31 protein-coding genes and 1 pseudogene are annotated in these 21,977 nt (G+C 34.9%); 26 read left to right on the top strand and 6 right to left on the bottom strand.

Annotation, left to right across the window (positions count from 1 at the left end; all coding sequences use genetic code 11):
• The first annotated feature begins 42 nt into the window (after positions 1-42).
• From rpsJ to infA, 23 genes are all read left to right on the top strand, one after another.
• Entirely contained in the window at positions 43-354 is a 312-nt protein-coding gene (gene rpsJ / locus ACQY56_RS02505; protein ID WP_152183763.1) for a 30S ribosomal protein S10, read from the top strand.
• A 10-nt stretch (positions 355-364) separates the two neighbouring features.
• Positions 365-940, top strand: a complete 576-nt coding sequence (rplC, locus tag ACQY56_RS02500) for a 50S ribosomal protein L3 (RefSeq protein ID WP_428739181.1) — start codon at positions 365-367, stop codon at positions 938-940.
• Positions 940-1,557 carry a 50S ribosomal protein L4 gene (gene rplD, locus ACQY56_RS02495; RefSeq protein ID WP_428739180.1) on the top strand — a complete coding sequence of 206 codons (618 nt, stop codon included), beginning with the start codon at positions 940-942 and terminating at the stop codon, positions 1,555-1,557. Before rplC ends, rplD begins: the two co-directional genes overlap by 1 nt.
• Complete coding sequence (locus tag ACQY56_RS02490; RefSeq protein ID WP_428739179.1) at positions 1,557-1,838, top strand: 50S ribosomal protein L23; 282 nt, start codon at positions 1,557-1,559, stop codon at positions 1,836-1,838. The genes rplD and ACQY56_RS02490 overlap by 1 nt, the downstream gene beginning before the upstream one ends.
• Before the next feature lies 1 nt (position 1,839).
• On the top strand, positions 1,840-2,685 hold the full coding sequence (gene rplB, locus ACQY56_RS02485; RefSeq protein ID WP_428739178.1) for a 50S ribosomal protein L2: 846 nt from the start codon (positions 1,840-1,842) through the stop codon (positions 2,683-2,685).
• Entirely contained in the window at positions 2,685-2,960 is a 276-nt protein-coding gene (rpsS, locus tag ACQY56_RS02480; protein ID WP_428739177.1) for a 30S ribosomal protein S19, read from the top strand. Before rplB ends, rpsS begins: the two co-directional genes overlap by 1 nt.
• Positions 2,961-2,962: 2 nt before the next feature.
• Positions 2,963-3,280: a 50S ribosomal protein L22 gene (gene rplV, locus ACQY56_RS02475; RefSeq protein WP_428739176.1), complete on the top strand. Its 318-nt coding sequence runs from the start codon at positions 2,963-2,965 to the stop codon at positions 3,278-3,280.
• Position 3,281: 1 nt separating this feature from the next.
• Positions 3,282-3,992, top strand: coding sequence for a 30S ribosomal protein S3 (gene rpsC, locus ACQY56_RS02470; RefSeq protein WP_428739175.1), 711 nt, complete (start codon positions 3,282-3,284; stop codon positions 3,990-3,992).
• 3 nt (positions 3,993-3,995) lie between these two features.
• Positions 3,996-4,421 (top strand): 50S ribosomal protein L16, encoded by a 426-nt coding sequence (gene rplP / locus ACQY56_RS02465; RefSeq protein WP_428739174.1) that lies wholly within the window; start codon positions 3,996-3,998, stop codon positions 4,419-4,421.
• A complete protein-coding gene (rpmC, locus tag ACQY56_RS02460; RefSeq protein WP_428739173.1) occupies positions 4,408-4,596 on the top strand; it encodes a 50S ribosomal protein L29 in 189 nt (62 codons plus the stop codon). Before rplP ends, rpmC begins: the two co-directional genes overlap by 14 nt.
• A 10-nt stretch (positions 4,597-4,606) precedes the next feature.
• The gene (gene rpsQ / locus ACQY56_RS02455) at positions 4,607-4,852 is read left to right on the top strand and encodes a 30S ribosomal protein S17 (protein ID WP_428739172.1); all 246 of its coding nucleotides are present in this window, start codon (positions 4,607-4,609) and stop codon (positions 4,850-4,852) included.
• A gap of 2 nt (positions 4,853-4,854) precedes the next feature.
• Complete coding sequence (gene rplN / locus ACQY56_RS02450) at positions 4,855-5,223, top strand: 50S ribosomal protein L14 (protein ID WP_428739171.1); 369 nt, start codon at positions 4,855-4,857, stop codon at positions 5,221-5,223.
• The gene (rplX, locus tag ACQY56_RS02445; protein ID WP_428739170.1) at positions 5,223-5,453 is read left to right on the top strand and encodes a 50S ribosomal protein L24; all 231 of its coding nucleotides are present in this window, start codon (positions 5,223-5,225) and stop codon (positions 5,451-5,453) included. The genes rplN and rplX overlap by 1 nt, the downstream gene beginning before the upstream one ends.
• A gap of 2 nt (positions 5,454-5,455) precedes the next feature.
• Positions 5,456-6,004 carry a 50S ribosomal protein L5 gene (gene rplE / locus ACQY56_RS02440; RefSeq protein ID WP_428739169.1) on the top strand — a complete coding sequence of 183 codons (549 nt, stop codon included), beginning with the start codon at positions 5,456-5,458 and terminating at the stop codon, positions 6,002-6,004.
• A complete protein-coding gene (locus ACQY56_RS02435; protein WP_428739168.1) occupies positions 6,004-6,189 on the top strand; it encodes a type Z 30S ribosomal protein S14 in 186 nt (61 codons plus the stop codon). The genes rplE and ACQY56_RS02435 overlap by 1 nt, the downstream gene beginning before the upstream one ends.
• A 69-nt stretch (positions 6,190-6,258) precedes the next feature.
• Complete coding sequence (gene rpsH, locus ACQY56_RS02430) at positions 6,259-6,657, top strand: 30S ribosomal protein S8 (RefSeq protein WP_428739167.1); 399 nt, start codon at positions 6,259-6,261, stop codon at positions 6,655-6,657.
• 11 nt (positions 6,658-6,668) lie between these two features.
• Positions 6,669-7,205: a 50S ribosomal protein L6 gene (gene rplF, locus ACQY56_RS02425; protein ID WP_428739166.1), complete on the top strand. Its 537-nt coding sequence runs from the start codon at positions 6,669-6,671 to the stop codon at positions 7,203-7,205.
• 13 nt (positions 7,206-7,218) lie between these two features.
• The gene (rplR, locus tag ACQY56_RS02420; protein ID WP_428739165.1) at positions 7,219-7,575 is read left to right on the top strand and encodes a 50S ribosomal protein L18; all 357 of its coding nucleotides are present in this window, start codon (positions 7,219-7,221) and stop codon (positions 7,573-7,575) included.
• Positions 7,576-7,583: 8 nt separating this feature from the next.
• A complete protein-coding gene (gene rpsE / locus ACQY56_RS02415) occupies positions 7,584-8,024 on the top strand; it encodes a 30S ribosomal protein S5 (protein ID WP_428739164.1) in 441 nt (146 codons plus the stop codon).
• Positions 8,025-8,028: 4 nt separating this feature from the next.
• The gene (gene rplO / locus ACQY56_RS02410) at positions 8,029-8,427 is read left to right on the top strand and encodes a 50S ribosomal protein L15 (RefSeq protein ID WP_428739163.1); all 399 of its coding nucleotides are present in this window, start codon (positions 8,029-8,031) and stop codon (positions 8,425-8,427) included.
• Between the two features lie 2 nt (positions 8,428-8,429).
• Positions 8,430-9,692, top strand: a complete 1,263-nt coding sequence (secY, locus tag ACQY56_RS02405; RefSeq protein WP_428739162.1) for a preprotein translocase subunit SecY — start codon at positions 8,430-8,432, stop codon at positions 9,690-9,692.
• Between the two features lie 5 nt (positions 9,693-9,697).
• Positions 9,698-10,456, top strand: a complete 759-nt coding sequence (gene map, locus ACQY56_RS02400; RefSeq protein ID WP_428739161.1) for a type I methionyl aminopeptidase — start codon at positions 9,698-9,700, stop codon at positions 10,454-10,456.
• Positions 10,457-10,491: 35 nt separating this feature from the next.
• A complete protein-coding gene (gene infA, locus ACQY56_RS02395; RefSeq protein WP_193113841.1) occupies positions 10,492-10,710 on the top strand; it encodes a translation initiation factor IF-1 in 219 nt (72 codons plus the stop codon).
• Positions 10,711-10,734: 24 nt separating this feature from the next.
• Here infA and ACQY56_RS02390 read toward each other — a convergent pair whose 3' ends face one another.
• On the bottom strand, positions 10,735-11,028 hold the full coding sequence (locus ACQY56_RS02390; RefSeq protein WP_428739160.1) for a chorismate mutase: 294 nt from the start codon (positions 11,026-11,028) through the stop codon (positions 10,735-10,737).
• Between the two features lie 130 nt (positions 11,029-11,158).
• A complete protein-coding gene (locus tag ACQY56_RS02385; protein WP_428739159.1) occupies positions 11,159-12,013 on the bottom strand; it encodes a CvfB family protein in 855 nt (284 codons plus the stop codon).
• Positions 12,014-12,170: 157 nt separating this feature from the next.
• Between ACQY56_RS02385 and ACQY56_RS02380 the strand changes: the two genes are divergently transcribed.
• Together ACQY56_RS02380 and ACQY56_RS02375 are read left to right on the top strand one after the other, a co-directional pair.
• Positions 12,171-12,653 (top strand): PAS domain-containing protein, encoded by a 483-nt coding sequence (locus ACQY56_RS02380; RefSeq protein WP_428739158.1) that lies wholly within the window; start codon positions 12,171-12,173, stop codon positions 12,651-12,653.
• A gap of 703 nt (positions 12,654-13,356) precedes the next feature.
• Positions 13,357-14,058: pseudogene (locus tag ACQY56_RS02375) on the top strand (methyl-accepting chemotaxis protein); the annotation flags it as partial.
• 7 nt (positions 14,059-14,065) lie between these two features.
• Here ACQY56_RS02375 and ACQY56_RS02370 read toward each other — a convergent pair.
• The 4 genes from ACQY56_RS02370 to ACQY56_RS02355 all read right to left on the bottom strand — a co-directional run bounded on the left by ACQY56_RS02370 (position 14,066) and on the right by ACQY56_RS02355 (position 17,786).
• Complete coding sequence (locus ACQY56_RS02370; protein WP_428739157.1) at positions 14,066-15,319, bottom strand: arsenic transporter; 1,254 nt, start codon at positions 15,317-15,319, stop codon at positions 14,066-14,068.
• A gap of 105 nt (positions 15,320-15,424) precedes the next feature.
• Complete coding sequence (locus ACQY56_RS02365; RefSeq protein ID WP_428739156.1) at positions 15,425-16,684, bottom strand: SPL family radical SAM protein; 1,260 nt, start codon at positions 16,682-16,684, stop codon at positions 15,425-15,427.
• A gap of 23 nt (positions 16,685-16,707) precedes the next feature.
• Complete coding sequence (locus tag ACQY56_RS02360; RefSeq protein ID WP_428739155.1) at positions 16,708-17,160, bottom strand: CZB domain-containing protein; 453 nt, start codon at positions 17,158-17,160, stop codon at positions 16,708-16,710.
• 122 nt (positions 17,161-17,282) lie between these two features.
• Positions 17,283-17,786 carry an Hsp20/alpha crystallin family protein gene (locus ACQY56_RS02355; protein WP_428739154.1) on the bottom strand — a complete coding sequence of 168 codons (504 nt, stop codon included), beginning with the start codon at positions 17,784-17,786 and terminating at the stop codon, positions 17,283-17,285.
• A 204-nt stretch (positions 17,787-17,990) separates the two neighbouring features.
• Here ACQY56_RS02355 and ACQY56_RS02350 point away from each other — a divergent pair.
• The coding region (locus tag ACQY56_RS02350; RefSeq protein WP_428743710.1) for a carboxypeptidase regulatory-like domain-containing protein at positions 17,991-21,977 on the top strand (3,987 nt) is incomplete at its 3' end.

The raw sequence follows: 21,977 nt of genomic DNA, 5'->3' as shown, positions 1-21,977 counted from the left end.
AATGGTCAGACATGGGCTGACGAGTTCTTTAGAAGGAAAATTATGGAAAAAATTCGTTTGAAATTGAAAGCTTACGATCATCGTGTACTTGATAGATCTGTAGCGTCAATCGTAGAGGCTGTTAAGCGTACTGGTGCGGTTATCCGTGGTCCAATACCTTTACCAACAAAAATTCGTAAATATACAGTTTTAAAATCAGTTCACGTTAACAAAAAATCTCGTGAGCAATTTGAAATTCGTATGCATGCTAGAATGATCGATATCGTATCTGCTACGCCAGAGACTGTTGATTCATTAATGAAACTAGACTTAGCACCTGAAGTGGACGTAGAAGTTCGCTCTATGGATAAATAAGGAGTAACAAGTGGAATATATTGTTGAAAAAATCGGTATGAGCCGTACTATCACTGTTCCTGCAAAACCTGTTACTCTTTTAAGAGTTCTAGATGCAAAGGTATGTGAAGTAAACGATGGTAAAGCACTAGTGGCTTATCCAAACGGCAAAAAAATGAATAAAGCAATTGAAGGTCAACAGAAAAAATTCAACTTATCGTCTGAATTTAATCGTTTCGTTACTTTAGATGTTGCAAATGCTGAAGCTGGTGATTTAGATCTAGCTCCATTAGCTGAAGCAACAACTTTAAAATCAACTTTTACAACTAAAGGTCGTGGTTTTCAAGGTGGTATGAAACGTTGGAATTTCGGTGGAGGTCCAGCTGAACACGGTCATAGATTTGGTCGTAGAATTGGTTCTATCGGTAATGCTGAGTGGCCAGGTCGTGTTATGAAAGGTAAGAAAATGCCTGGACAATACGGAAACACACAAAACAGTGTAAAAAATGAGATCGTTTCTTACGATGCTGAAAACAAAATCATTGCGGTTTTAGGTTCAGTTTCAGGTGCAAACGGTACTTTAGGACGTGTAAAGGTGGTTAAATAATGAGCACAGCAATCGTTTTAAATGAAAAAATGGAAAAAGCTTCTGAGATTGCTTTACCAGAGTCATTCGCTGGTATCAATCCACATAACTTATACCTTTATGTAAAATCAGCACAAGCTGCAATGCGTGCTAACACTGCATCTGTTAAAACAAGAAGCGAAGTTAGTGGTGGTGGTAAAAAGCCATTTGCTCAAAAAGGTGGCGGTCGTGCTCGTCAAGGTTCGATTAGAGCTCCTCACTATACTGGTGGTGGTATTGCATTCGGTCCTCAAAATAACCGTAACTACAACCAAAAAGTGAATAAAAAGCAAAAGAAACTTGCTTTAAACTTTGCTCTTAACGAGCATGCACAAAATGGTACTCTTTTTGTAGTAGACAGCATTGAAGTAGCATCTGGTAAAACTAAAGATGCAGCTGCAATGTTTAAAGCTCTTAACCAAAGAGATACTTTATTTGTAAAATCTATTTTAGATGAGAAAACTTATTTAGCATTCCAAAACTTAAATGCTACATTCGTAATTGAATCTAATGAGTTAAACGCATACTTAGCTGCAAACTATCGCTCAATCGTGATAGAAAAAGCTGTATGGGAAAATCTTGTAAGTGAGGCTAAGTAATGGCAGATATTACAGATATTAAATCAATTTTATATACAGAAAAAACTTTAGGACTTCAAGAAGACGGTGTGATCGTTGTTCAAACTTCACCTCGTATGACTAAAACTGGTCTTAAAGAGGTGTTTAGAGAGTACTTTGGAATTATTCCTTCAAGAATCAACTCTTTAAATCAAAGCGGAAAAGTTAAACGTTTCCGTGGTGTACAAGGTAAACAAAACGATTTTAAAAAGTTTTATGTAACTTTACCAGAAGGTACACAAATCGAAAGTTTGGCGGTGTAATATGGCAATAAAAACTTATAGACCGATAACTCCATCTCGTCGTTTTTATACAAATATTGATAGTTCAGACATTACAGCAAAAGCGAGTGTTCGTTCATTATTAGTTAAGTTACCGACTCATTCTGGTCGTAACAACAATGGACGTATTACTTCTCGTCATAAACAAGCTGGTGCGAAAAAACTTTATCGTATTATCGATTTCAAAAGAAATAAATTCAACATCGAAGGTACAGTAAGCACTATCGAGTACGATCCATACAGAAACTGTAGAATCGCTCTTATTACTTATGCTGATGGTGAAAAAAGATATATCCTACAACCAAAAGGTTTACAAGTAGGTGATAAAGTTCAAGCTGCTGAAGCTGGTTTAGATGTTAAAGCTGGTAATGCAATGAAACTAAAAAACATCCCAGTTGGTACAGTTGTACACAACGTTGAGTTAAAAGTTGGAAAAGGTGGACAAATGGTACGTTCAGCTGGAACTTCTGCTCAAATTATGGGTCGTGACGGTAAATATGTATCACTTCGTATGCCTTCATCTGAAATGAGACTTGTTCTTGGTGAGTGTATGGCTACAGTTGGTGTAGTTGGTAACGAAGAGTATTCAAACATTGTTATAGCAAAAGCTGGTCGTACTCGTCATATGGGTATCCGTCCTCAAACTCGTGGTTCTGCAATGAACCCAATTGATCACCCGCATGGTGGTGGTGAAGGTAAAACGAATTCAGGTCGTCATCCAGTTACTCCTTGGGGTAAACCAACTAAGGGTGCTAAAACTCGTCGTAAAAAAGCAAGTGATAAACTAATCATCACTCGCCGTAAACCAAATGCAAAAAGGGTAGGTTAATGGCTCGTTCAGTTAAAAAAGGTCCATTCGTAGATGACCATTTAATGAAAAAAGTTGAAGCAGCAAAAGCTGGTGGAGATAAAAAACCTATTAAAACTTGGTCAAGAAGATCAGTAGTTCTTCCTGATATGATCGGTTTAACATTAAATGTTCATAATGGTCGCCAATTTGTTCCTGTATATGTTACAGAGAATCACATTGGTTATAAACTTGGTGAATTTGCACCAACTCGTACATTCAAGGGCCACAAAGGCTCTGTTCAGAAGAAGGGGTAATCATGGCTAGAGCATTATTAAAATTTATCCGTGTATCACCTATTAAATCTCGTTTAATTGCGAGAGAAGTACAAGGTATGAACGCTGAAGAAGCAATGGCTGCTTTAGAGTTTACTCCAAACAAAGCAGCAAAAATTATCTCTAAAGTGATTGCATCAGCAGTTGCTAACAGCGGTAATGAAGCTGAAGATTGTATTATCACATCTTGTCGTGTTGACAATGGTCCAGTACTAAAACGTTTCCGTCCACGTGCTCGTGGTATGGCTTCTGGTATTAGAAAACCAACAGCACATATCTTAGTAGAAGTAGAGGGTAAATAGTATGGGTCAAAAAGTTAATCCTATTGGTTTACGTCTTGGTATCAACCGTAACTGGGAAAGTCGTTGGTTTCCTAACTTCAAAACTGCTCCTGCAGCTTTAGGTGAAGATCACAAGATTAGAACATTTTTAAAGAAAGAACTTTACTATGCTGGTGTTTCTAACATCGTTATAGAAAGAACTGTTAAAAGATTACGTGTAACTATTATTGCTGCTCGTCCTGGTATTATCATTGGGAAAAAAGGTGCTGATATTGAAAAGCTTAAAGATGCTCTTCAAAACCTTATCGGTAAACCAGTTTCTGTAAATATCAAAGAAGAGAAAAAAGCTCAAATTTCTTCTCAATTAGTTGCTGAGAATGTTGCGACTCAATTAGAGCGTCGTGTTGCTTTTAGACGTGCTATGAAAAAAGTTATGCAAGGTGCACAAAGAAGTGGTGCTAAAGGTATCAAAGTTTCTGTTTCAGGCCGTTTAGGTGGTGCTGAGATGGCAAGAACTGAGTGGTACTTAGAAGGTCGTGTACCTCTTCACACTTTACGTGCAAAAATCGATTATGGTTTTGCTGAAGCACATACAACTTACGGTTGTATTGGTGTAAAAGTATGGATATTCAAAGGTGAAGTACTTACTAAAGGTATCCCAGCAGAAGCTAAAGAAGAGAAAAAAGAGACTCGTTCACGTAAACGTGCTCCAAGAAAAGAAAAGGCGGAATAGATCATGTTAATGCCAAAAAGAACAAAATATCGTAAAGTAATGAAAGGTCGTAACCGTGGTTACGCTCGTTCAGGTTACAAATTAGCTTTTGGTGACATCGGTTTTAAAGCAGTAGAGGCTGGTCGTATCAACTCTCGTCAGATTGAATCGGCTCGTATCTCTGCAACTCGTCACATTAAAAGAAATGGTAAGATTTGGATTCGTGTATTCCCTGCTAAACCACTAACTGCTAAACCTTTAGAAACTCGTATGGGTAAAGGTAAAGGTGGAGTTGATAAGTGGGTTATGAACGTAAAACCTGGTCGTATCATCTTTGAAATGGGTGGTGTACCTCACGATTTAGCTCGTGAAGCATTAACTTTAGCTATGCACAAGCTACCATTCAAAACTAAAATTATAACTGCGGAGATGAGCAATGAAATATTCTGATTTAGCAGATAAAAGTACAGCTGAACTTCAAGCAATGCTTAAAGAGAAAAAAACTGAGCTGTTTACTCTAAAAATTAAACAAAAAATGATGCAATTACAAAATAGCAGTGAATTAAAAGCTACTAAAAAAGATATTGCAAGAATCAATACTGCATTAACTGCAGTAGCAAACTAGGGGACGGGCGATGACACATAAACGTGAAATTCAAGGTAATGTTGTAAAAATTGCTGGTGACAAGACTGTAACTATCGTAGTTGAGCGCCGTGTAATGCATCCTCGTTACCATAAAGTTGTAAAGCGTTTCAAAAAGTACTTAGTACATGATGAGCGTAATGAGGCAGAAGTGGGAGATTTAGTAGTAGCTACTGAATGTCGTCCACTTTCTAAAACAAAATCTTTTAGACTTAAGTCAGTAGTTAAAGGAGCGTAGTTATGATTCAATCTTTCTCACGTTTAAATGTAGCTGATAATACAGGTGCTAAAGAGATTATGTGTATTAAAGTTCTTGGCGGTTCTAAACGTCGTTATGCAACAGTTGGTGACGTTATCGTTGCTTCTGTTAAAAAAGCGATTCCAACTGCTAAAGTAAAAAAAGGTAAAGTTGTAAAAGCTGTTATCGTTAGAACTCATAAAGAGATTCAAAGAGAAAACGGTTCATTAATTCGTTTCGATGACAATGCAGCTGTTATCTTAGATGACAAGAGAGAGCCTATCGGTACTCGTATCTTCGGACCAATCGGTCGTGAAGTTCGTTATGCAGGTTTCATGAAAATCGTATCTCTTGCACCGGAGGTTGTTTAATGGCAAAATTTAATTTCAAAAAAGGTGATACTGTAGAGATTATCACTGGTGATGATAAAGGTAAAACGGGCGTAGTATTAGCTGTATTACCAAAGAAAAATAAAGTAATCGTAGAGGGTTGTAAAGTAGCTAAAAAAGCTGTGAAACCAACTGAAGAAAACACTAAAGGCGGACACGTTAATAAAGAGATGCCAATAGATGTTTCAAACGTACGTAAAGTGGAGGCGTAATTATGGCTCGTATGAAAGATAAATATTTAGCTTTAAAACCAGAATTACAATCTGCGTTAGATATCAAAAATGTTATGGAGATTCCAGCATTAGAAAAAATTATTATCTCTGTAGGTGCAGGTTTTGCAATGAAAGATAATAAATTAATGCAAAACATTGAAGATACTATCACAACTATCGCTGGTCAAAAAGCTTCTACTGTAATCGCTAAAAAATCTGTTGCAGGTTTTAAAGTTCGTGAAGGTATGCCAGTTGGTGTTCGTGTAACTCTTCGTGGTGAAAATATGTATAACTTCTTCGATCGCCTTGTATCTATTGCACTTCCTCGTGTGAAAGACTTCCGTGGTGTTGCTAGAAATGGTTTTGATGGTCGTGGTAACTATAACTTCGGTCTTCAAGAGCAACTTATTTTCCCAGAGATCAGTTATGATTCTATCATGCAAATTCATGGTATGAACATCACTGTAGTTACAACTGCTAAAGAAGATAAGGCTGCATATACTCTATTAGAGAAAATGGGTATGCCTTTTACTAAACAAGGGGGCAACTAATGGCTAAGAAGTCTATGATCGCAAAAGCAAAACGTACTCCAAAATATGCAGTACGTGCGTATACAAGATGTCAGATTTGTGGTCGTCCACACTCTGTTATCCGTGATTTTGGAATATGCCGTGTATGTTTCAGAAAAATGGCAAATGAGGGAATGATCCCAGGTGTTAGAAAGTCTAGTTGGTAAGCTGGAAACTTCTAATTATTAGTTTTTAGCAGTTTTAACTGCTAATCACACAAACGTCAAGGAAAAAAAATGGCAATTAATGATTTAGTATCTGATGCGTTAACACGTATCCGTAATGCTGGTATGAGAAGATTAGCTACAACTACTTTAGTTCACTCTAAAAGTGTTGAAGCTGTAGCAAATATCTTAGTTGAAAAAGGTTATCTTGAGTCTGCTAATGTAGTTGAAGATGGTGTGAAAAAGAGCATCAAAGTTGCATTAAAATATGATGATAACGAGAAAAGTGTAATCAATGAACTAAAACGTGTATCTAAACCAGGTCGTCGTATCTATAAAGGTAAAGATGATATCAAACGTTTTAAAAATGGTTACGGAACTATTATAGTAAGTACATCACATGGCGTGCTACCAAATGACAAAGCTTTTGAGCTTGGTGTTGGTGGTGAAGTTATGTGTACAGTTTGGTAGGAGGAAATAGCATGTCAAGAATTGGAAAAAATCCTGTAGAATTTGCAGCTGATATCAAAGTATCTGCGAATGGTGATGTTATAACTTTTGCTAAAGGCAATAAAAGTGTTGATTTAGACACAAAAGGAAATGTATCTTTTGAAATCGAAGGAACTACATTAACTTTCAAAAATTTATCTGATGCTCGTGAGCATAGAGCTTTTTGGGGAACTTATAGAGCATTAGCTCAAAATATCGTTACTGGTTTAACAACTGGTTATGAGAAAAAACTTGAGATCAACGGTGTTGGTTACAGAGCTGCTGTACAAGGTAAAGTTCTTAATTTACAACTTGGTTTCTCACATGACATCAACTACGATTTACCAGAAGGTATCGAAGCTGCTGTTGAGAAAAACGTTATCTCTTTAAAATCTCATGATAAACAACTTCTTGGCCAAGTTGCTGCAGAAGTGAGAAGTTTCCGTCCACCAGAACCATATAAAGGTAAAGGTGTTAAATACATAGATGAGCATATCGTGCGTAAAGCCGGTAAAACTGCTAAGAAATAAGGGAGGAAGATAGATGAACGCTAAAGTATTAAAAAGCAAATTGGCAAATCGTTTAAAACGTAAACGTCGTATCCGTGCAAAAATATCTGGTTGTGCTACACTTCCTCGTGTTTCTGTATTTAGATCAAATCGTTACCTAAGTGTACAAGCAATTGATGATGCAACTGGAACTACTCTATGTGCATTAAATTCAAAAGCGATCTCTGCAAAAGCTAACAAAGAGGGTGCTGCTGCATTAGCTAGTGCTTTCGCTGAGAAGCTAAAAGAAGCTAAAGTTGATAGCATTGTATTTGATCGTAATGGTTACCAATATCACGGCGTTGTCGCTGCATTTGGTGAAGCACTTCGTGCAAACGAAATTAAGTTTTAGGGGACGATATGGAAATCAATAGAGATGATTTTGAAGAATCAATTGTAAATATTGGCCGTGTTACTAAGGTTGTTAAAGGTGGTAGACGTTTCCGTTTCACTGCTTTAATTGTTGTTGGTGATAAAAATGGTACTGTTGGGTATGGTGTTGGAAAAGCGAAAGAGGTTCCAGATGCTATTAAAAAAGCTGTTGATGATGCTTTTAAAAACCTAACTACTGTAAGTATTAAAGGTACAACTATTGCTCATGACATTGAACACAAGTACAACGCTTCTCGCGTATTACTAAAACCAGCATCTGAGGGTACTGGGGTTATCGCTGGTGGGGCAACTCGTCCAGTTTTAGAGCTTGCAGGGATTCAAGATATCCTTACAAAATCTATCGGTTCAAACAATCCAAACACACTAGTACGTGCTACTATTGAAGCACTTAGTAGATTAAAAGGATAAGAAGATGGGTATTGAAAACTTAACACCTGCTGAGGGATCAACTTCTACTCGTAAAAGAGTAGGACGTGGTTGTGGTTCAGGTATGGGTAAGACTTCGACTCGTGGTCAAAAAGGTCAAAAATCTCGTACAGGTTATAAAAGAAAGAGAAACTTCGAAGGTGGTCAACAACCACTAGCTCGTCGTTTACCAAAAGTTGGTTTTACTGTTAAAAACAATAAACCATACGTAATCAACGTAGAAAAAATCAAAGCTGTTGCTGAATTAGCTGAGATCACAATGGAAGCTATCCGTGGTGTTCATAAAGTTGCTAACTCTGTAACAAAAGTTAAACTAGTAGGTGCATCTGCAAAAGATTTAGCATCGAAAATTAAAGACGAAAACGTTACAACTACAGGTAACTAGTCGTGAATAAAAATCTAGTTAATAAGATACTTATTACTATTGGTTTTTTATTTATCTACCGCCTGCTGGCATATGTGCCAGTTCCAGGTGTAGATACTACTGTTATCGCTTCATTCTTCGATTCTCACCAATCAGATGCACTCGGTTTATTTAATATGTTTAGTGGAAATGCTGTTCAGAGATTATCTATAATTTCGCTCGGTATTATGCCTTATATCACTGCTTCTATTATCATGGAGCTTTTAGCTGCAACTTTCCCTACTTTAGGGCAAATGAAAAAAGAGCGTGATGGTATGGTTAAATATATGCAAATTATCCGTTATGCAACAATTGTTATTACAGTTATTCAAGCTGTTGGTGTAAGTGTTGGATTACAAAGTTTAACAGGACCAAATGGCAATAGTGCTATCTTAGCTGATCATACTACATTTATTGCACTTTCTGCTATCTCTATGTTAGCTGGAACGATGTTACTTATGTGGATAGGTGAGCAAATAACTCAAAGTGGAATTGGAAACGGTATATCTCTAATTATTTTTGCTGGAATCGTGTCAGCAATTCCAGGTGCTATAGGTCAAACAGTAACTATGGTAAATACAGGTGCTATGAGTTTCTTAACTGTCATTGCTATTGTAGCTCTTGTCTTAATTACTGTTGGAGTTATTATCTATGTTGAACTTGGTGAGCGTCGTGTGCCTATTACATATGCGAAAAAGACTATGATGCAAAACCAAAATAAACGTGTGATGAACTATATTCCTATAAAAGTAAACTTATCTGGTGTTATCCCAGTTATCTTTGCTAGTGCAATTTTAATGTTCCCTATGACTGTACTTTCAAGTAGTACAAATCCTACGGTTCAAGCTATTGCAGACTTTTTGAACCCAAATAGTTACTTTTTTAACTTTTTAACTTTTGTATTTGTTATCTTCTTTGCATTCTTTTATGCATCGATCACATTTAATGCAAAAGATATCTCAGATAATCTTAAACGCCAAGGTGGATTTATCCCAGGTATCCGTACAGGTGAAGCTACAAAAGAGTTTTTAAATGAAACTGCAAGTAGACTTACTATCACTGGTGCACTTTATCTCGGTTTAGTAGCTACTTTACCATTTATGATTATTAAAGGGATGGGAGTACCATTTTTCTTTGGTGGTACAGCAGTTTTAATCGTTGTTCAAGTTGCACTTGATACGATGAGAAAAATTGAAGCTCAGATATATATGAGCAAGTATGAAACTCTAAGCGCAGTTGGTCTATAACTCAAATGGCAATCGCACTTAGAAAACCACAAGAGATTGAAAAACTTCGCGCTGCTAACAAAATAGTTGGCGGCACTCTTGAACTTCTTCGAAAAAACACAAAAGTTGGTATGAGTCTTAAAGAGTTGGATGCTATGGCTGAGGATTATATCCGAAGTTGTGGTGCACAACCATCTTTTAAAGGTTTATATGGCTTTCCTAACGCCGTATGTACATCTCTCAATGAAGTTATTATCCACGGTATCCCAAGCGACTATAAACTCCAAGAGGGTGATATTATAGGGTATGATGTTGGAACTCAGCTAGATGGCTGGTTTGGTGATGGAGCAATTAGTGTAGGTGTAGGAGAGATTACAAAACAAGATGAAGCGTTAATCGCTTGTGCTAAAGATACTCTTTATCAAGCAATAGAGAATATTAAAGAGGGTATGAGATTTAAAGAACTTTCATATATGTTAGAGCAATCTATCATACAAAAAGGTTTTGTACCACTCAAGAATTTTTGTGGTCATGGGATAGGAAAACGTCCTCACGAGGAACCAGAGATTCCAAACTATCTTGATGGTGCTAATCCAAAAGCTGGACCTAAAATAAAAAATGGAATGGTTTTTTGCTTAGAGCCTATGATATGTCAAAAAGATTCAAAGCCTATTATTCTTGATAATGGTTGGGATGTTGTTAGTGCCGATGGTTTACGCGGTTCACACTATGAGCATACTGTCGCAGTTGTTGGCGGTAAAGCTGAAATATTATCTCTTGCTTAAGAGAAGAATAACAGTACACTATAAAAGGACTAAAAATGGCTAAAGCAGATGTTATTGAAGTTGACGGCAAGATTGTTGAAGCATTGCCAAACGCAACTTTCCGTGTTGAACTAGAAAATGGACATATTATTTTATGTCACATAGCAGGTAAAATGCGTATGCACTATATTAAAATACTCCCAGGTGATAAAGTAAAACTAGAACTTACACCATATTCACTTGATAAAGGGCGTATCACTTATAGATACAAGTAAGAAGTTAGTTTAAATTCTAACTTCTTAAAAAGTTCCTGAGTTTCTAAACTCAGCTATCTCAGTTTCTACCATTTCGTCTATCATTACTTTAAAAAGATCACTAATCATATTTGGATTGACATCAAGCTCAATCGCTTTTTTACGTGCACGTTGCATAACATCATCTATACGATCTTCTGCTTTTACTTCATCTACAGAGTTTTTAAATGCTGCAGCTTGGCGAATAAGATGACTTCTTTGTGAGATAAGTTCAACTAGTTGTTCATCAAGAATGTCAATCTCATCTCTAACCTCTTTTAGCGAATTACACTTTTTCATCAATCTTTCCCTTTCGTTTCCCGTCTGTTAACACAATTGTAACAATTTAGGTATATAATCTTAATTACGATTCTCCTTGTATATTCTTATAAGCTTGATTCACTTATAAGTATACACTTCAAACTCCTTTTTAGGAGTTTTTTAGATAAATCCCTGTATCTTTGATCTCAATTTTATTTTCTTCTTGAAGTTTTGTTAAAGAGCGTTTAAACTCTTTTTTACTCATAGAAAAAACCTCTTTAATCAACTCAGCATCACTTTTATAGTTGTAAGGCATAATACCATTATTTTCTTTTAAAAGTTGATATATTTTATCTGTAGCATCACTATTTTTTTTAGCAGAGCCTATAGCTCTAAGAGTTAAGTCAATATTTCCATCTTTACGAATTGTTTTGATATACGCTTTTTTCTCTTCACCTATAGTAATGTTTTCAAAAATTTCATTATGAAATATTAACCCCTCATAACGATCATTGACAATACATTTATACCCTAAGGGTGTTTTTAAAATAGGTATGATGTTTACCTCTTGGTGAAGATATAAGCCTTTGAGTTTTTTGTCAAAAAAATCACCAAGTTTTTCAGAAGCTACAAGTCTATGTGTTTTTTCATCATACACAACTTTTACAAAATGTTTTTCACCAATTTTAAATGGAGTTTTTTGTAGTTTAGTTGGGCAAAGAAGATCTTTTGGTAAGCCCCAATCTAAGAATGCCCCAAATTTTGCAGTATCTACAACTTCTAAAAGGGCAAATTGATCTAACATCGCTTTTGGTTGCAGTGTAGTTGCGATGAGTCTATCTTCAGAGTCAGTATATAAAAAAACTTCTATTAAAGAGTTTTCAAGCATCTTATCAGTAACATATGCTTGTGGCAAGAGAACATCTTTGCCATTAGCTGCCATTAAAAAGATACCATGTGGAGTGAGTCTATCAGCTCTAAGAGTATTTAGTTTACCAAGTTCAAGGTATTGGTTAAGTGTCATTTTGGTTATTCCGTTTTTTAGATAAGAAAGAGTAGCATAAAGATGCATACAAAGAGGTAAAGATTTTGAGATAGTTTTCAAAAGAATAAAAAATGTATATAAGATTGATAAATTCTGACAATATATAACCTTTAAAATAAAAAAGGGAAAGGTATTCATGGCTGAGTTAGTATATGATGATAATGAACTTATTGTTTCTAAAACAGATACAAAAGGGCGAATTACGTATGGAAATGAACTGTTTTTAAAATTGGCAGGGTATAGTGAAAAAGAGTTGTTAAATGCTCCACACAATATCGTTCGTCATCCCGATATGCCAAAGGTGATTTTTAAACTTTTATGGGAGACTATTCAAAGTGGTAAAGAGATAAATGCATATGTAGTCAATCGTGCAAAAAATGGGGATTATTATTGGGTTTTAGCCAATGTTACACCATCGTATGATGCTTCTAAAAATATTGTAGGGTATTACTCTGTTAGAAGAAAACCGACAAAAGAGGCTTTAGATGTGATTAAACCATTGTACTCACAGCTCAAGAGTGCTGAGGCAAGTGGGGGTGTAAACGCTTCACAAAAAATCTTAGAAGAACTTATCACAGAGCATGGAGGGCAGTATGACAAATTTATCTTATCTATCTAAAATCAAAATTTTAGTTTTATTGGTATTTGTTCTTTATCTTTTAGAGTTTCTTTATGCAATATTTGTAAATAATTATTTTTCTTATTTTAGCGTAGTTGTTCTTGTATTATTGGTTGTTCTTGTATGGGTGATTAATACATACATCACAAGTATGCGACAAGCTATGGATAAAATTGTAGAAGTTTTAGATGGAGCTGTAGATGGAAACTTTGAAAATCGTTTAACAAATATCAAAAGTAAAGGGTATGTTGGGCAAATATCTAAACAACTCAACAATATACTTGACCAGTTTGAAACGTTTATGCGTGAGATGAAAACATCTGTAAATTATGCAAGTGAAAATAAATTTTATAGACAATTTAACATTCAAGGTTTAAATTCAGCACTTACATTTGTAGGGAATCAGATGAACGAGAGTATAGGTGTAATGGAGCAAACTCATAAGATGAAACTCCGATCAGAATTGAACTCTGAGTTAAGCTTAGTAAATAAAAATAATCTTCAGCTTGAATCTTTACAAGAGAGTTTTGGTGCAAATGCAAAATATTTAGAGGTAATCTCGCAAAGTATTGAAAATTCAACACAGATGAGTATTGATCGTGTTGAAGATTCCCAAAGTGTTGGAAGTAAACTTGAAGGACTTAATGAATTGCTTGATGCAAATGTAAATTCAAGTATATCGTTAGAGAGTCGTGCAAAAGAGATCACTGAAGTTGTAAATCTTATCAGTGATATCTCAGATCAAACTAATTTACTCGCACTTAATGCTGCTATAGAAGCTGCTCGTGCAGGGGAACATGGGCGTGGATTTGCTGTAGTTGCAGATGAGGTTAGAAAACTAGCAGAGCGTACTCAAAAAGCAACCGGAGAGATCAGAACAACTGTTCAAGTCCTTCAACAAGAGAGCCAAGAGATGAATGAAAGCTCTGAGAGTATGCGAGGTGTTGTACATGAATTTAGTGATCTTATCACAACATTTAGTGAGAGTATGATTGAGTTACGTGATTCAAATGAAGAATCAAGTAAGCTTATCCGCCAAATTGACGGACGTATATTTATGAACTTGGTTATGATTGATCATGTCCTTTTTAAAGCAAATGCATATGCTTCATTCTCTGCTGGAAAAGTAACTGCAGAGTTCCAAGATCATAATAATTGTCGTTTAGGACAATGGTATGTAAATGATGGAAAAGAGCGTTATGGACATACACAAAGTTATAAACTAATTCTCAAACCACATGAGACAGTTCATAAAAATGTACAAGATGCGATAGCTTGTTTAGCAAATGGAAATTTAGATGAATGTGTAGCTAATAAAGCAAAAATTTTAGCAGATTTTGAGGAGATGGAGACAGCGAGTCAAGAGCTTTTTGAAGTTACAGAAAAAATGATTGATGAGGAGTAATTCCTCATCAAAGTAAAGTAAGAAGTACAACTAGAAGTACTGGCGGTGTAACAATGAGTCCAAATTTTGAGTATGACCAAAAACTGATCTCCACACCTTTTTTCTCCAATGAGTGTAACCAAAGTAAAGTTGCCAGTGATCCAAAAGGGGTCATTTTAGGTCCTAGGTTACATCCGATGATATTTGCATAGATCATAGCATCGTTTTTAATCCCCTCTAATGCTATATCCATCACCATAATTGTCGGCATATTATTCATAATAGCAGATAAAAATGCTGAAATAAACCCAGTCCCGATAACTGCAAGTGGTTGTGACTGATCATTTAAAAAGTTAAGTACTTGCGCGATTTCAGTAGTAAGCCCCTGATTTTTAAGCCCGTATACAACGACATAAAGTCCAAGTGAAAACCAAACAACTTGCCAAGGTGCTTCTTTTATAATGTGCTTTGGATGTACAACTTTCATACTTGAAGCAATAGTTAAAAATATAAGTGCCCCACCGAGTGCAAAAACTGATATAGGGACATCAAAGTGATCGCCTATGAAGTATCCTGCTAATAGAAGCGCTAAAAAGAACCATGAAAATTTAAAAAGTGTTTTACTCTTTAATACATCATCTGGATTTTTAAGCAGATCGATATCAACAGTTTTTGGAATATCTTTTCTAAGGATAAGATATAAAACAGCCATTGAAGCGATTACGCTGACAATGTATGGTAAAGCCATATTAAGTATAAACTCTTTAAAACCTATATCGAAGTAATTTGCCGTTACGATATTTGTAAGGTTAGAGAAAACAAAAGGTAATGAAGCACTATCGCTTATAAATCCACCTGCAAGTAAAAAAGCCAAAATTGTTTTTGTATCTAGCTTTAAAATTCTCATTTTTGCGAGTAAAATCGGTGTAAGGATTAGTGCAGCTCCATCATTTGCAAACAAAGCTGATACTATAGCACCTAAGATGATCGAGTAAAAAAACATCTTCACGCCATTTCCATGTGAGAGCTTTGCCATTTTTAGTGCAGCGTATTCAAAAAAACCTATCTCATCTAGTACCATTGAAAGAATGATGATTCCGATAAAAGCAAAAGTGGCATCCCAGATAATATCAAAAACTATCTTTACATCATCCAATGAAACCACTCCTACAATAAGTGCAACGATAGCACCAATGATCGCAGTAGTTCCGATCTGTAAACCTTTTGGTTGCCAAATCACAAAGATGAGGGTTATAAGAAATATACTCAATGCTAAAAGCATAATGAAGCCTTGTGAATTTTTCAAAAGTATAGCAAGATTATAGTAATATATCAAGATATATTGATGTATATGTATTAAGTCTACTACTCGATATTTAAAAGCTTTCTAAACTAAGTAGTCTTGTCCAATTTTATTCGAGTATGCTTCAAGCATTGCATGTTCAAAGTCATTGTTTGTAGCGTATTGGTACCCAAAAGTATCAGCCCAAAGCTCATGTGGTTCCATACAGAGATAGAAAAATACTTTATCATCTCCAGTTTGCCAAGCTTTAAAACTATCATAAGCATGTTTGAACATTTCAACTTTTGTTGCGTAAGGGTATGATGTTTTTCCACTTGCATCTTCGTGAGGGATTTGTGTGATTTTTGTATGAAAGTCACGTGAACGAAGTTGTTTGATAACAGGTTTGATAAAGGTAAGTGTCCCAAAACTCACAAGTGCAACCTCTTTTGGAGTAAAAGTCTCGATCAGTTTTTTATACACCTCGGCATATTCATCAAGATAACCGACATATTCTACGATCGGATGGAAATGAAAACCAACTTTGACACCTCTGTCGGCTACTTTTCTTGCAGCTGCTACTCTTTTTTCTAATGATGCTGTTAAGTGTTCTTCGTTGTCAATAATAGTTTGAGTATTTAAACTCCAAGTACACAAAATATTCTTTGGTACATCATTCTCTAAAAAGTACGAGATATTGTCCGACTTTGTTTTAAACTCTAAAATCACATTTGGATTTTCACGTGCAAACTTAAAAAGGGAATTTAAAAGCCCCTCACGATTTCCCCACATCAAAGAGTCTGAACTTTGACCTGTTCCTATATGATAAGTTTTATTTGCTTCAAGGTTGAGATTTTTGAGTTTTTCTCCAAAGCTGCTATCGAAAGTTATATTGTTTTGGTTATAAAAACTCTGGATCGAGCAGTATGAACAATCAAAACCGCAAGACTCAACCGCATCAAGTGTAAGTAAATTACAGCAACGTGTTTTTTCACTAGCAACTGGACAAAGCCCAAGTCCAAAACCATCTTTAGGTTTTGAAGTAAAAGTGAACTTTTGTTCTTTGGGGATATTTTTGAGTGTAAAGTTTTCATACGAATTTGGTTTATTACGAAGCTCTTCATATGCTTTTTTGAGTCGTGTAAATACAACTTTTTTTTGTTCATGTTCAGGAAAAATATCTTGTATATTACCTTCATCCCAAAGTTCTAAATCTCTAGCAATATCTATCAGTTGTTTCAACTCTTGATGGGAAAACTTTAACTCATAGGCTTTGCTTTGAATAAACTCTTTGTCCACATCACTAAGTTTATGAAAAAATGTATTTTTTATTGCAGTAGCAAACTTCACTTGATAGTCATTCATAAAGCGAAGTTTATCTTAAGTCACTATTTATATCGCTTAATCTCGATCTTTAAATCATTGAGTGCTTCAAGAAGCTCTATAGAAACAACTTGTAGTTTTTCAAAAATCTCTTTTGCTAACTCTTCTTCATGTTTAGAGACTTTTTTACTATTGAATGTGAATACTTTATGTAAGATTGAACGATTTTCTGGGATGATAAAATAAAGTTTATATATCTCTGCATAGTAAGCATGGAGTTGGTCATGAAGACTCTCTATCTTTTCCATAATCGGCGCATAATCATCCATGTGTCTGAGTTCAGTTCCTGAGCTATATAACCATTTCCCAAAACCACAACTTGTAGCCTCTAAAGGTATAAACTCTTTATCTACAGGAAGTTTAGCTATAAGATGTTCAGCCCTCTTTACCCAGCGTACATGAGCGATTTTTGCTTGGGTGATCTCTTGCATTATAAAAGCATTATTTAATATAGTCATATATATCCCCTTTGTATATGTTGTATAAAAATAAAGCGAATTCTATAAAAGATTAGTGATGAAGTAGTGATATTAGTTTATCGCTTTGGTGGTTTTTGCCACCAAGCGATAGAAGAACTAAGTTAGTTGATAGGGATATTTTTTACTTGAGGTTTTTTTACAGCTTTTTTTGGAATTGTGATATGTAAAATCCCTTTATCATATTGCGTTTGTAATTTGTCAGTTATGATGTTTTCTGGCAATTGAATAGCTTTTTGAAAACTTCCAAAAAATATCTCTTTGCGTATGTAGTTTCCATCTTTATCTTTTTCTTCAACTTTTTGCTCTTTTTTCCCAGAAAGATTCAATACATGATGATCGTCTATCGAGAGGTTTATATCTTTTTTATCCACACCAGCTAAATCAAACTCTATAATAATCTTATCTGTTGTGTCTTGAATATTTGTCCGTGGATAGTTATAGTTAGCAATTGCTGGTGCACCCATATGTGACTCAACCATAGAGTTGAGATACTGTTGCATCCTTTCGATCTCTTTGTCATAAGGAACATTGACAAAAATAGGACCTGCAAAAGAAGCAGTTGCTAAAAGTGGTAAAAAAACTAAAATCTGTGCTAATCGTTTCATAAGAACTCCTTAAAATTGTTTATGTCATTGACAGTTTCAATTTTATAAATTCTTGTCTAATATAAAGTAAATAAAATGGGATTCATTAAATTTCATCTATGAATTCTCTACAAAAAACAACTTAATATAATATAATTAATTTATATATAATTTTATATTTGTTAGTATTCGTGTATTCTTACTGAAAAATAAAGGGAAAATATGATGAAAAAAAGGGTCTTTGTCTTATTTGTTATGCTATTTAGTATGTTTTTACAAGCATCTACTAGTGAAGGAGTTCAGTGGTTAGAATCACAGGTACAAGCAAATGTTCTTGATTCAAACTTATCTAGAGTTGAACAAGCTAGTAGTGAGACATATAAGAGTTTAAATTTACTGCAAAGTTCTATAGATATATCTACTTTAAAACAAAAAGTAGATGATGATCAAAACACAACAGAGATGTTATCTCGTAAAATAGCTCTTGAAAATAATGCTACAAAAAAACAACAGCTTCTTACTAAGCTTATAAGTTATAAAAACCAAGATGGTGGATTTGGAGAGCTACAAGGGTATAACTCTACAGTTTTAGATACCGCTTTTGCTTTAGAAGTTTTAGACTCTGCAAGTGCTCAGTCATCTGTTAGTTATCTATTTTCTTTCCAACAAACCGATGGAAGTTGGAGAGATGGGAAAAATGAACCATCTGTATACGTAACTGCACTTGCAATGCACTCTTTGTGGTTACATAGAAATACGTACAATGTAAGTTCTATTTTAGAATCTGCAAAAAACTATCTACTTTCACAAAAAAAATCAAATAATTTATGGGATGAAAACTATCTCAGTGCCCTCGCTCTCATAGCAATCGCACCAACGTATTCAAACAATACCACACTACTAGAAAGTGTAAATGCTTTTTATACACTTCAAAATACAAATGGAAGTTGGGATGATGAGCTATACACAACCGCTTTGGTGCTACAAGCCATAACAAAAGCTTCACAAAAAGTCCCTGATCCTGATCTTGGGAGTATTAGTGGGAGTACATTTGATGGAAGCAGTGGATTGGCATTAGTTGGTGTAAATGTGAATTTGCTTGGTGTAGATAAAAATATAACCGTATCTACAAATAATGATGGAAAATTTTCTTTTAGTGCACTCCCTAATGGAGAGTACACCATAGATTTTTCAAAAAGTGGCTTTTCAAGTTTACAAACTCATATTACATTTAATGGAACTAATATTGACTTAGGTGAAATTATTCTAAATGCTTCATCATCTATGACCGCAACAGTGTTAAAAGGTGTAGTGAAAGACACAACTACACAACAACCTATATCAAATGCGACAGTGAGTGTAGGTACTACAAGTGTACAAACAAATGAAAATGGTGAATATTATATTTCCGATATTCCATCTGGAGCAGTTACTATCACTTTTGAGGCAAATGGCTATATTATCAATCAAAAAACAATTGAACTTAAAAGTGGTTACACATTGATCTATACAGCTTCGTTGATAAGTGTAGATAGTATAAGTAGTGATATTAAAGCAATTGCTACTGGAAATATTATAGATAAAGCTACATTAGATTATTTGCAAGATGTTACAGTAAGTGTAAAAACAGGCACTACTTTGGTGCAAACATTACAAACAGATGCACAAGGTCATTTTACAACTACAGCATTAGAAGCTGGAAATTACACAGTTATTTTTGAGAAAAATGGTTACTATAGTGTACAAGGGAGTTTTTCTGTAACAGCTACGCAAACTATCAACTTTGGTGTCGTAGAGATGAGTGTTGTTGATCCAAATCAAGTACAACTTACAACTATACAAGGGATAATTTCTGATGCAATTACTAAAGCACCAGTTGCAGAAGCACTTATAAATATTGGTGGAATCTCTGCATTAAGTAGCGCTGATGGTTCCTATTTAGTTGAAAATATCCCATCAGGTGATGTAGTTATAACTGTTTCAAAAACAGGTTATATAGATATCAATCAAAGTGCTACTATATCAGATGGAAGCAAACTTATATTTTCACCAGCTTTAATTCCAAACGATCAAGGTTCTTTAAAACTTTATGGAACGATTTTAGATGATAACTCCTCAGAACCACTTTCAGATGTAAACATTACACTACAAGGTGCTACAGAAGCCACAGTATTTACAGATACTTATGGAAATTATTTAGTTGAACCGTTAAATAGTGGCGATGTAACATTGAGCATTACAAAAGATGGATATGATCCAATAGTACTAAATACTACTATAACAGATGAAAATGTAGAATTTTCTCCATCATTACATAAAAAATCAACAAGTACAACTTCAACAATACAAGCACAAGTTTTAGATATTGCAACAGATACCGTACTTGAAGGTGTATCGATCTATATCGATGATGCTGATTCAGGTATGCAAAGTGATCAAAATGGAAGTTTCACACTCTCAGATATGAACCTTACAAATGTAAGTTTAAAACTCAAAAAAGATGGTTATAAAGATATAGAAGTACTTTTAGCTTTTGCTGAACCGCAGTTTATAAACTTAGGACAACTAAAAATGCGTCCAATAACAGCAGAAGATTTACGACCAGATATTTTAGCTGAGATGATCAACACAAGTAATCTGACAAGTAATCCACAAACACTAAAAGTAAGTGGTAGTATCGAGATATCTTTAGCAAGCAGAGGAGCTGTAACTGCACAACCGTTTGATCTAATAGCCTACTTTGATCTCAACGCAGATGGAAACTATACAAAGGGTGTTGATGAAGTTATTGCTACACAAACATTAAGTGAATCTCTAGCTCCAGAGGCAGTGAGTAATATAAGCTTAGATATAAATGCAACTGCACACTTTAGAGATCAACCAATTTATGTATATGTAGATGCAAAAAATGAGAATGTAGAACTAAATGAAGAGAACAACCTTTATAGTACTGCAAAATCATGTGGTGGGAAACAAGGGAGTATAGATTTAGGAGTTTGTTTTGATTACTCTGGGAGTGTATCTAGTTATATGCATATCCAAAAAAATGGTCTAATAAGTGCATTACGTGATCCTGAAAAATTTCCAAGAGATGGATCTATTCGTTTAACAGTATATACGGGCACATATACACCTAAAGAATATTTAGAACCAACTATTATTACTGAATCTAATGCAGATGTAATAGCAGATAAATTACAAAACAGTTATTTTAGTGGTTATGACTATATGGGACGTTGTTTGAGAACAATGGCAGATAAATGGGAAACTTTGGAAGATAAAAGTAGTTACAGAGCTGTAACACTTTCAGGAGATGGAGTTTGGGGACCTAACTATTGGAATGTTAATTCGTATGTAGTTGATCGAAACTATGCAAGTGCTCATGGTGTAGATGTGATTGATACTATAGGTATAGGAAGTACAAATAAAAGTGGACTTGAAGCATTTGTTTATCCACAACCTGCTGGTGGAGATTATGGAAATGTTTATTATGCAAAAACTTCAGAAGATATTTCGAATTCTCTAATTCACACATTCCAAAAACAAACAAAAGTTTCAGATTTTACAGTAGGGAAATTAGAGGTTATCGACAATGGAGTAGATGCAAATATCTCTGTGAAATTCACAGTTGGAAATGCAGGTGTAGCAACTGTACCTATTGGTGTTGAGATTGCTATTTATGAAGGTGATCCTAAAGATAATGGAGTACTTTTAGCAACAACTACTCTTGATCAAAACCTCTCTTTTGGTATGTCAAAAACTTTACAGGTAGATGATATTGCTCTACAAGAGGGTGGAAGTATATATGTTGTAGGAGATTCTCAAAATGCTTTAGTAGAATGTACAAAACAGAACAATACTATCAATGCTGTTATCAATGCTACAACAACTTTAGGGAAAATCGACCCCCACACAGACAAACTAACATATGGCGTAGACGAGAATGTTTCACTATATGCAAATATTACCAATCCTGGAAGACTCAGTTATGAGCTTAATGCACAACTTATACTCGAAGATATAGATGGCAATGTTGTACATACTTTTGAAGTAAAAAACCTTGGTGTTGTTGCTTCACAAGAGATAAAAACTATTTCCGAATCTTGGAATACAGAAAAAACACTTACAGGAACATATAAGTTAAAAGGTGTACTCTACGACACCGAAGGCAACATAGTAGATGAGGCATATAGCACATTTACAATTGCATCA

The organism is Sulfurimonas sp. (assembly GCF_050296975.1).
In the GTDB taxonomy this organism is placed as follows: domain Bacteria; phylum Campylobacterota; class Campylobacteria; order Campylobacterales; family Sulfurimonadaceae; genus Sulfurimonas.
This window is presented reverse-complemented; position numbering and strand designations above follow the sequence as displayed.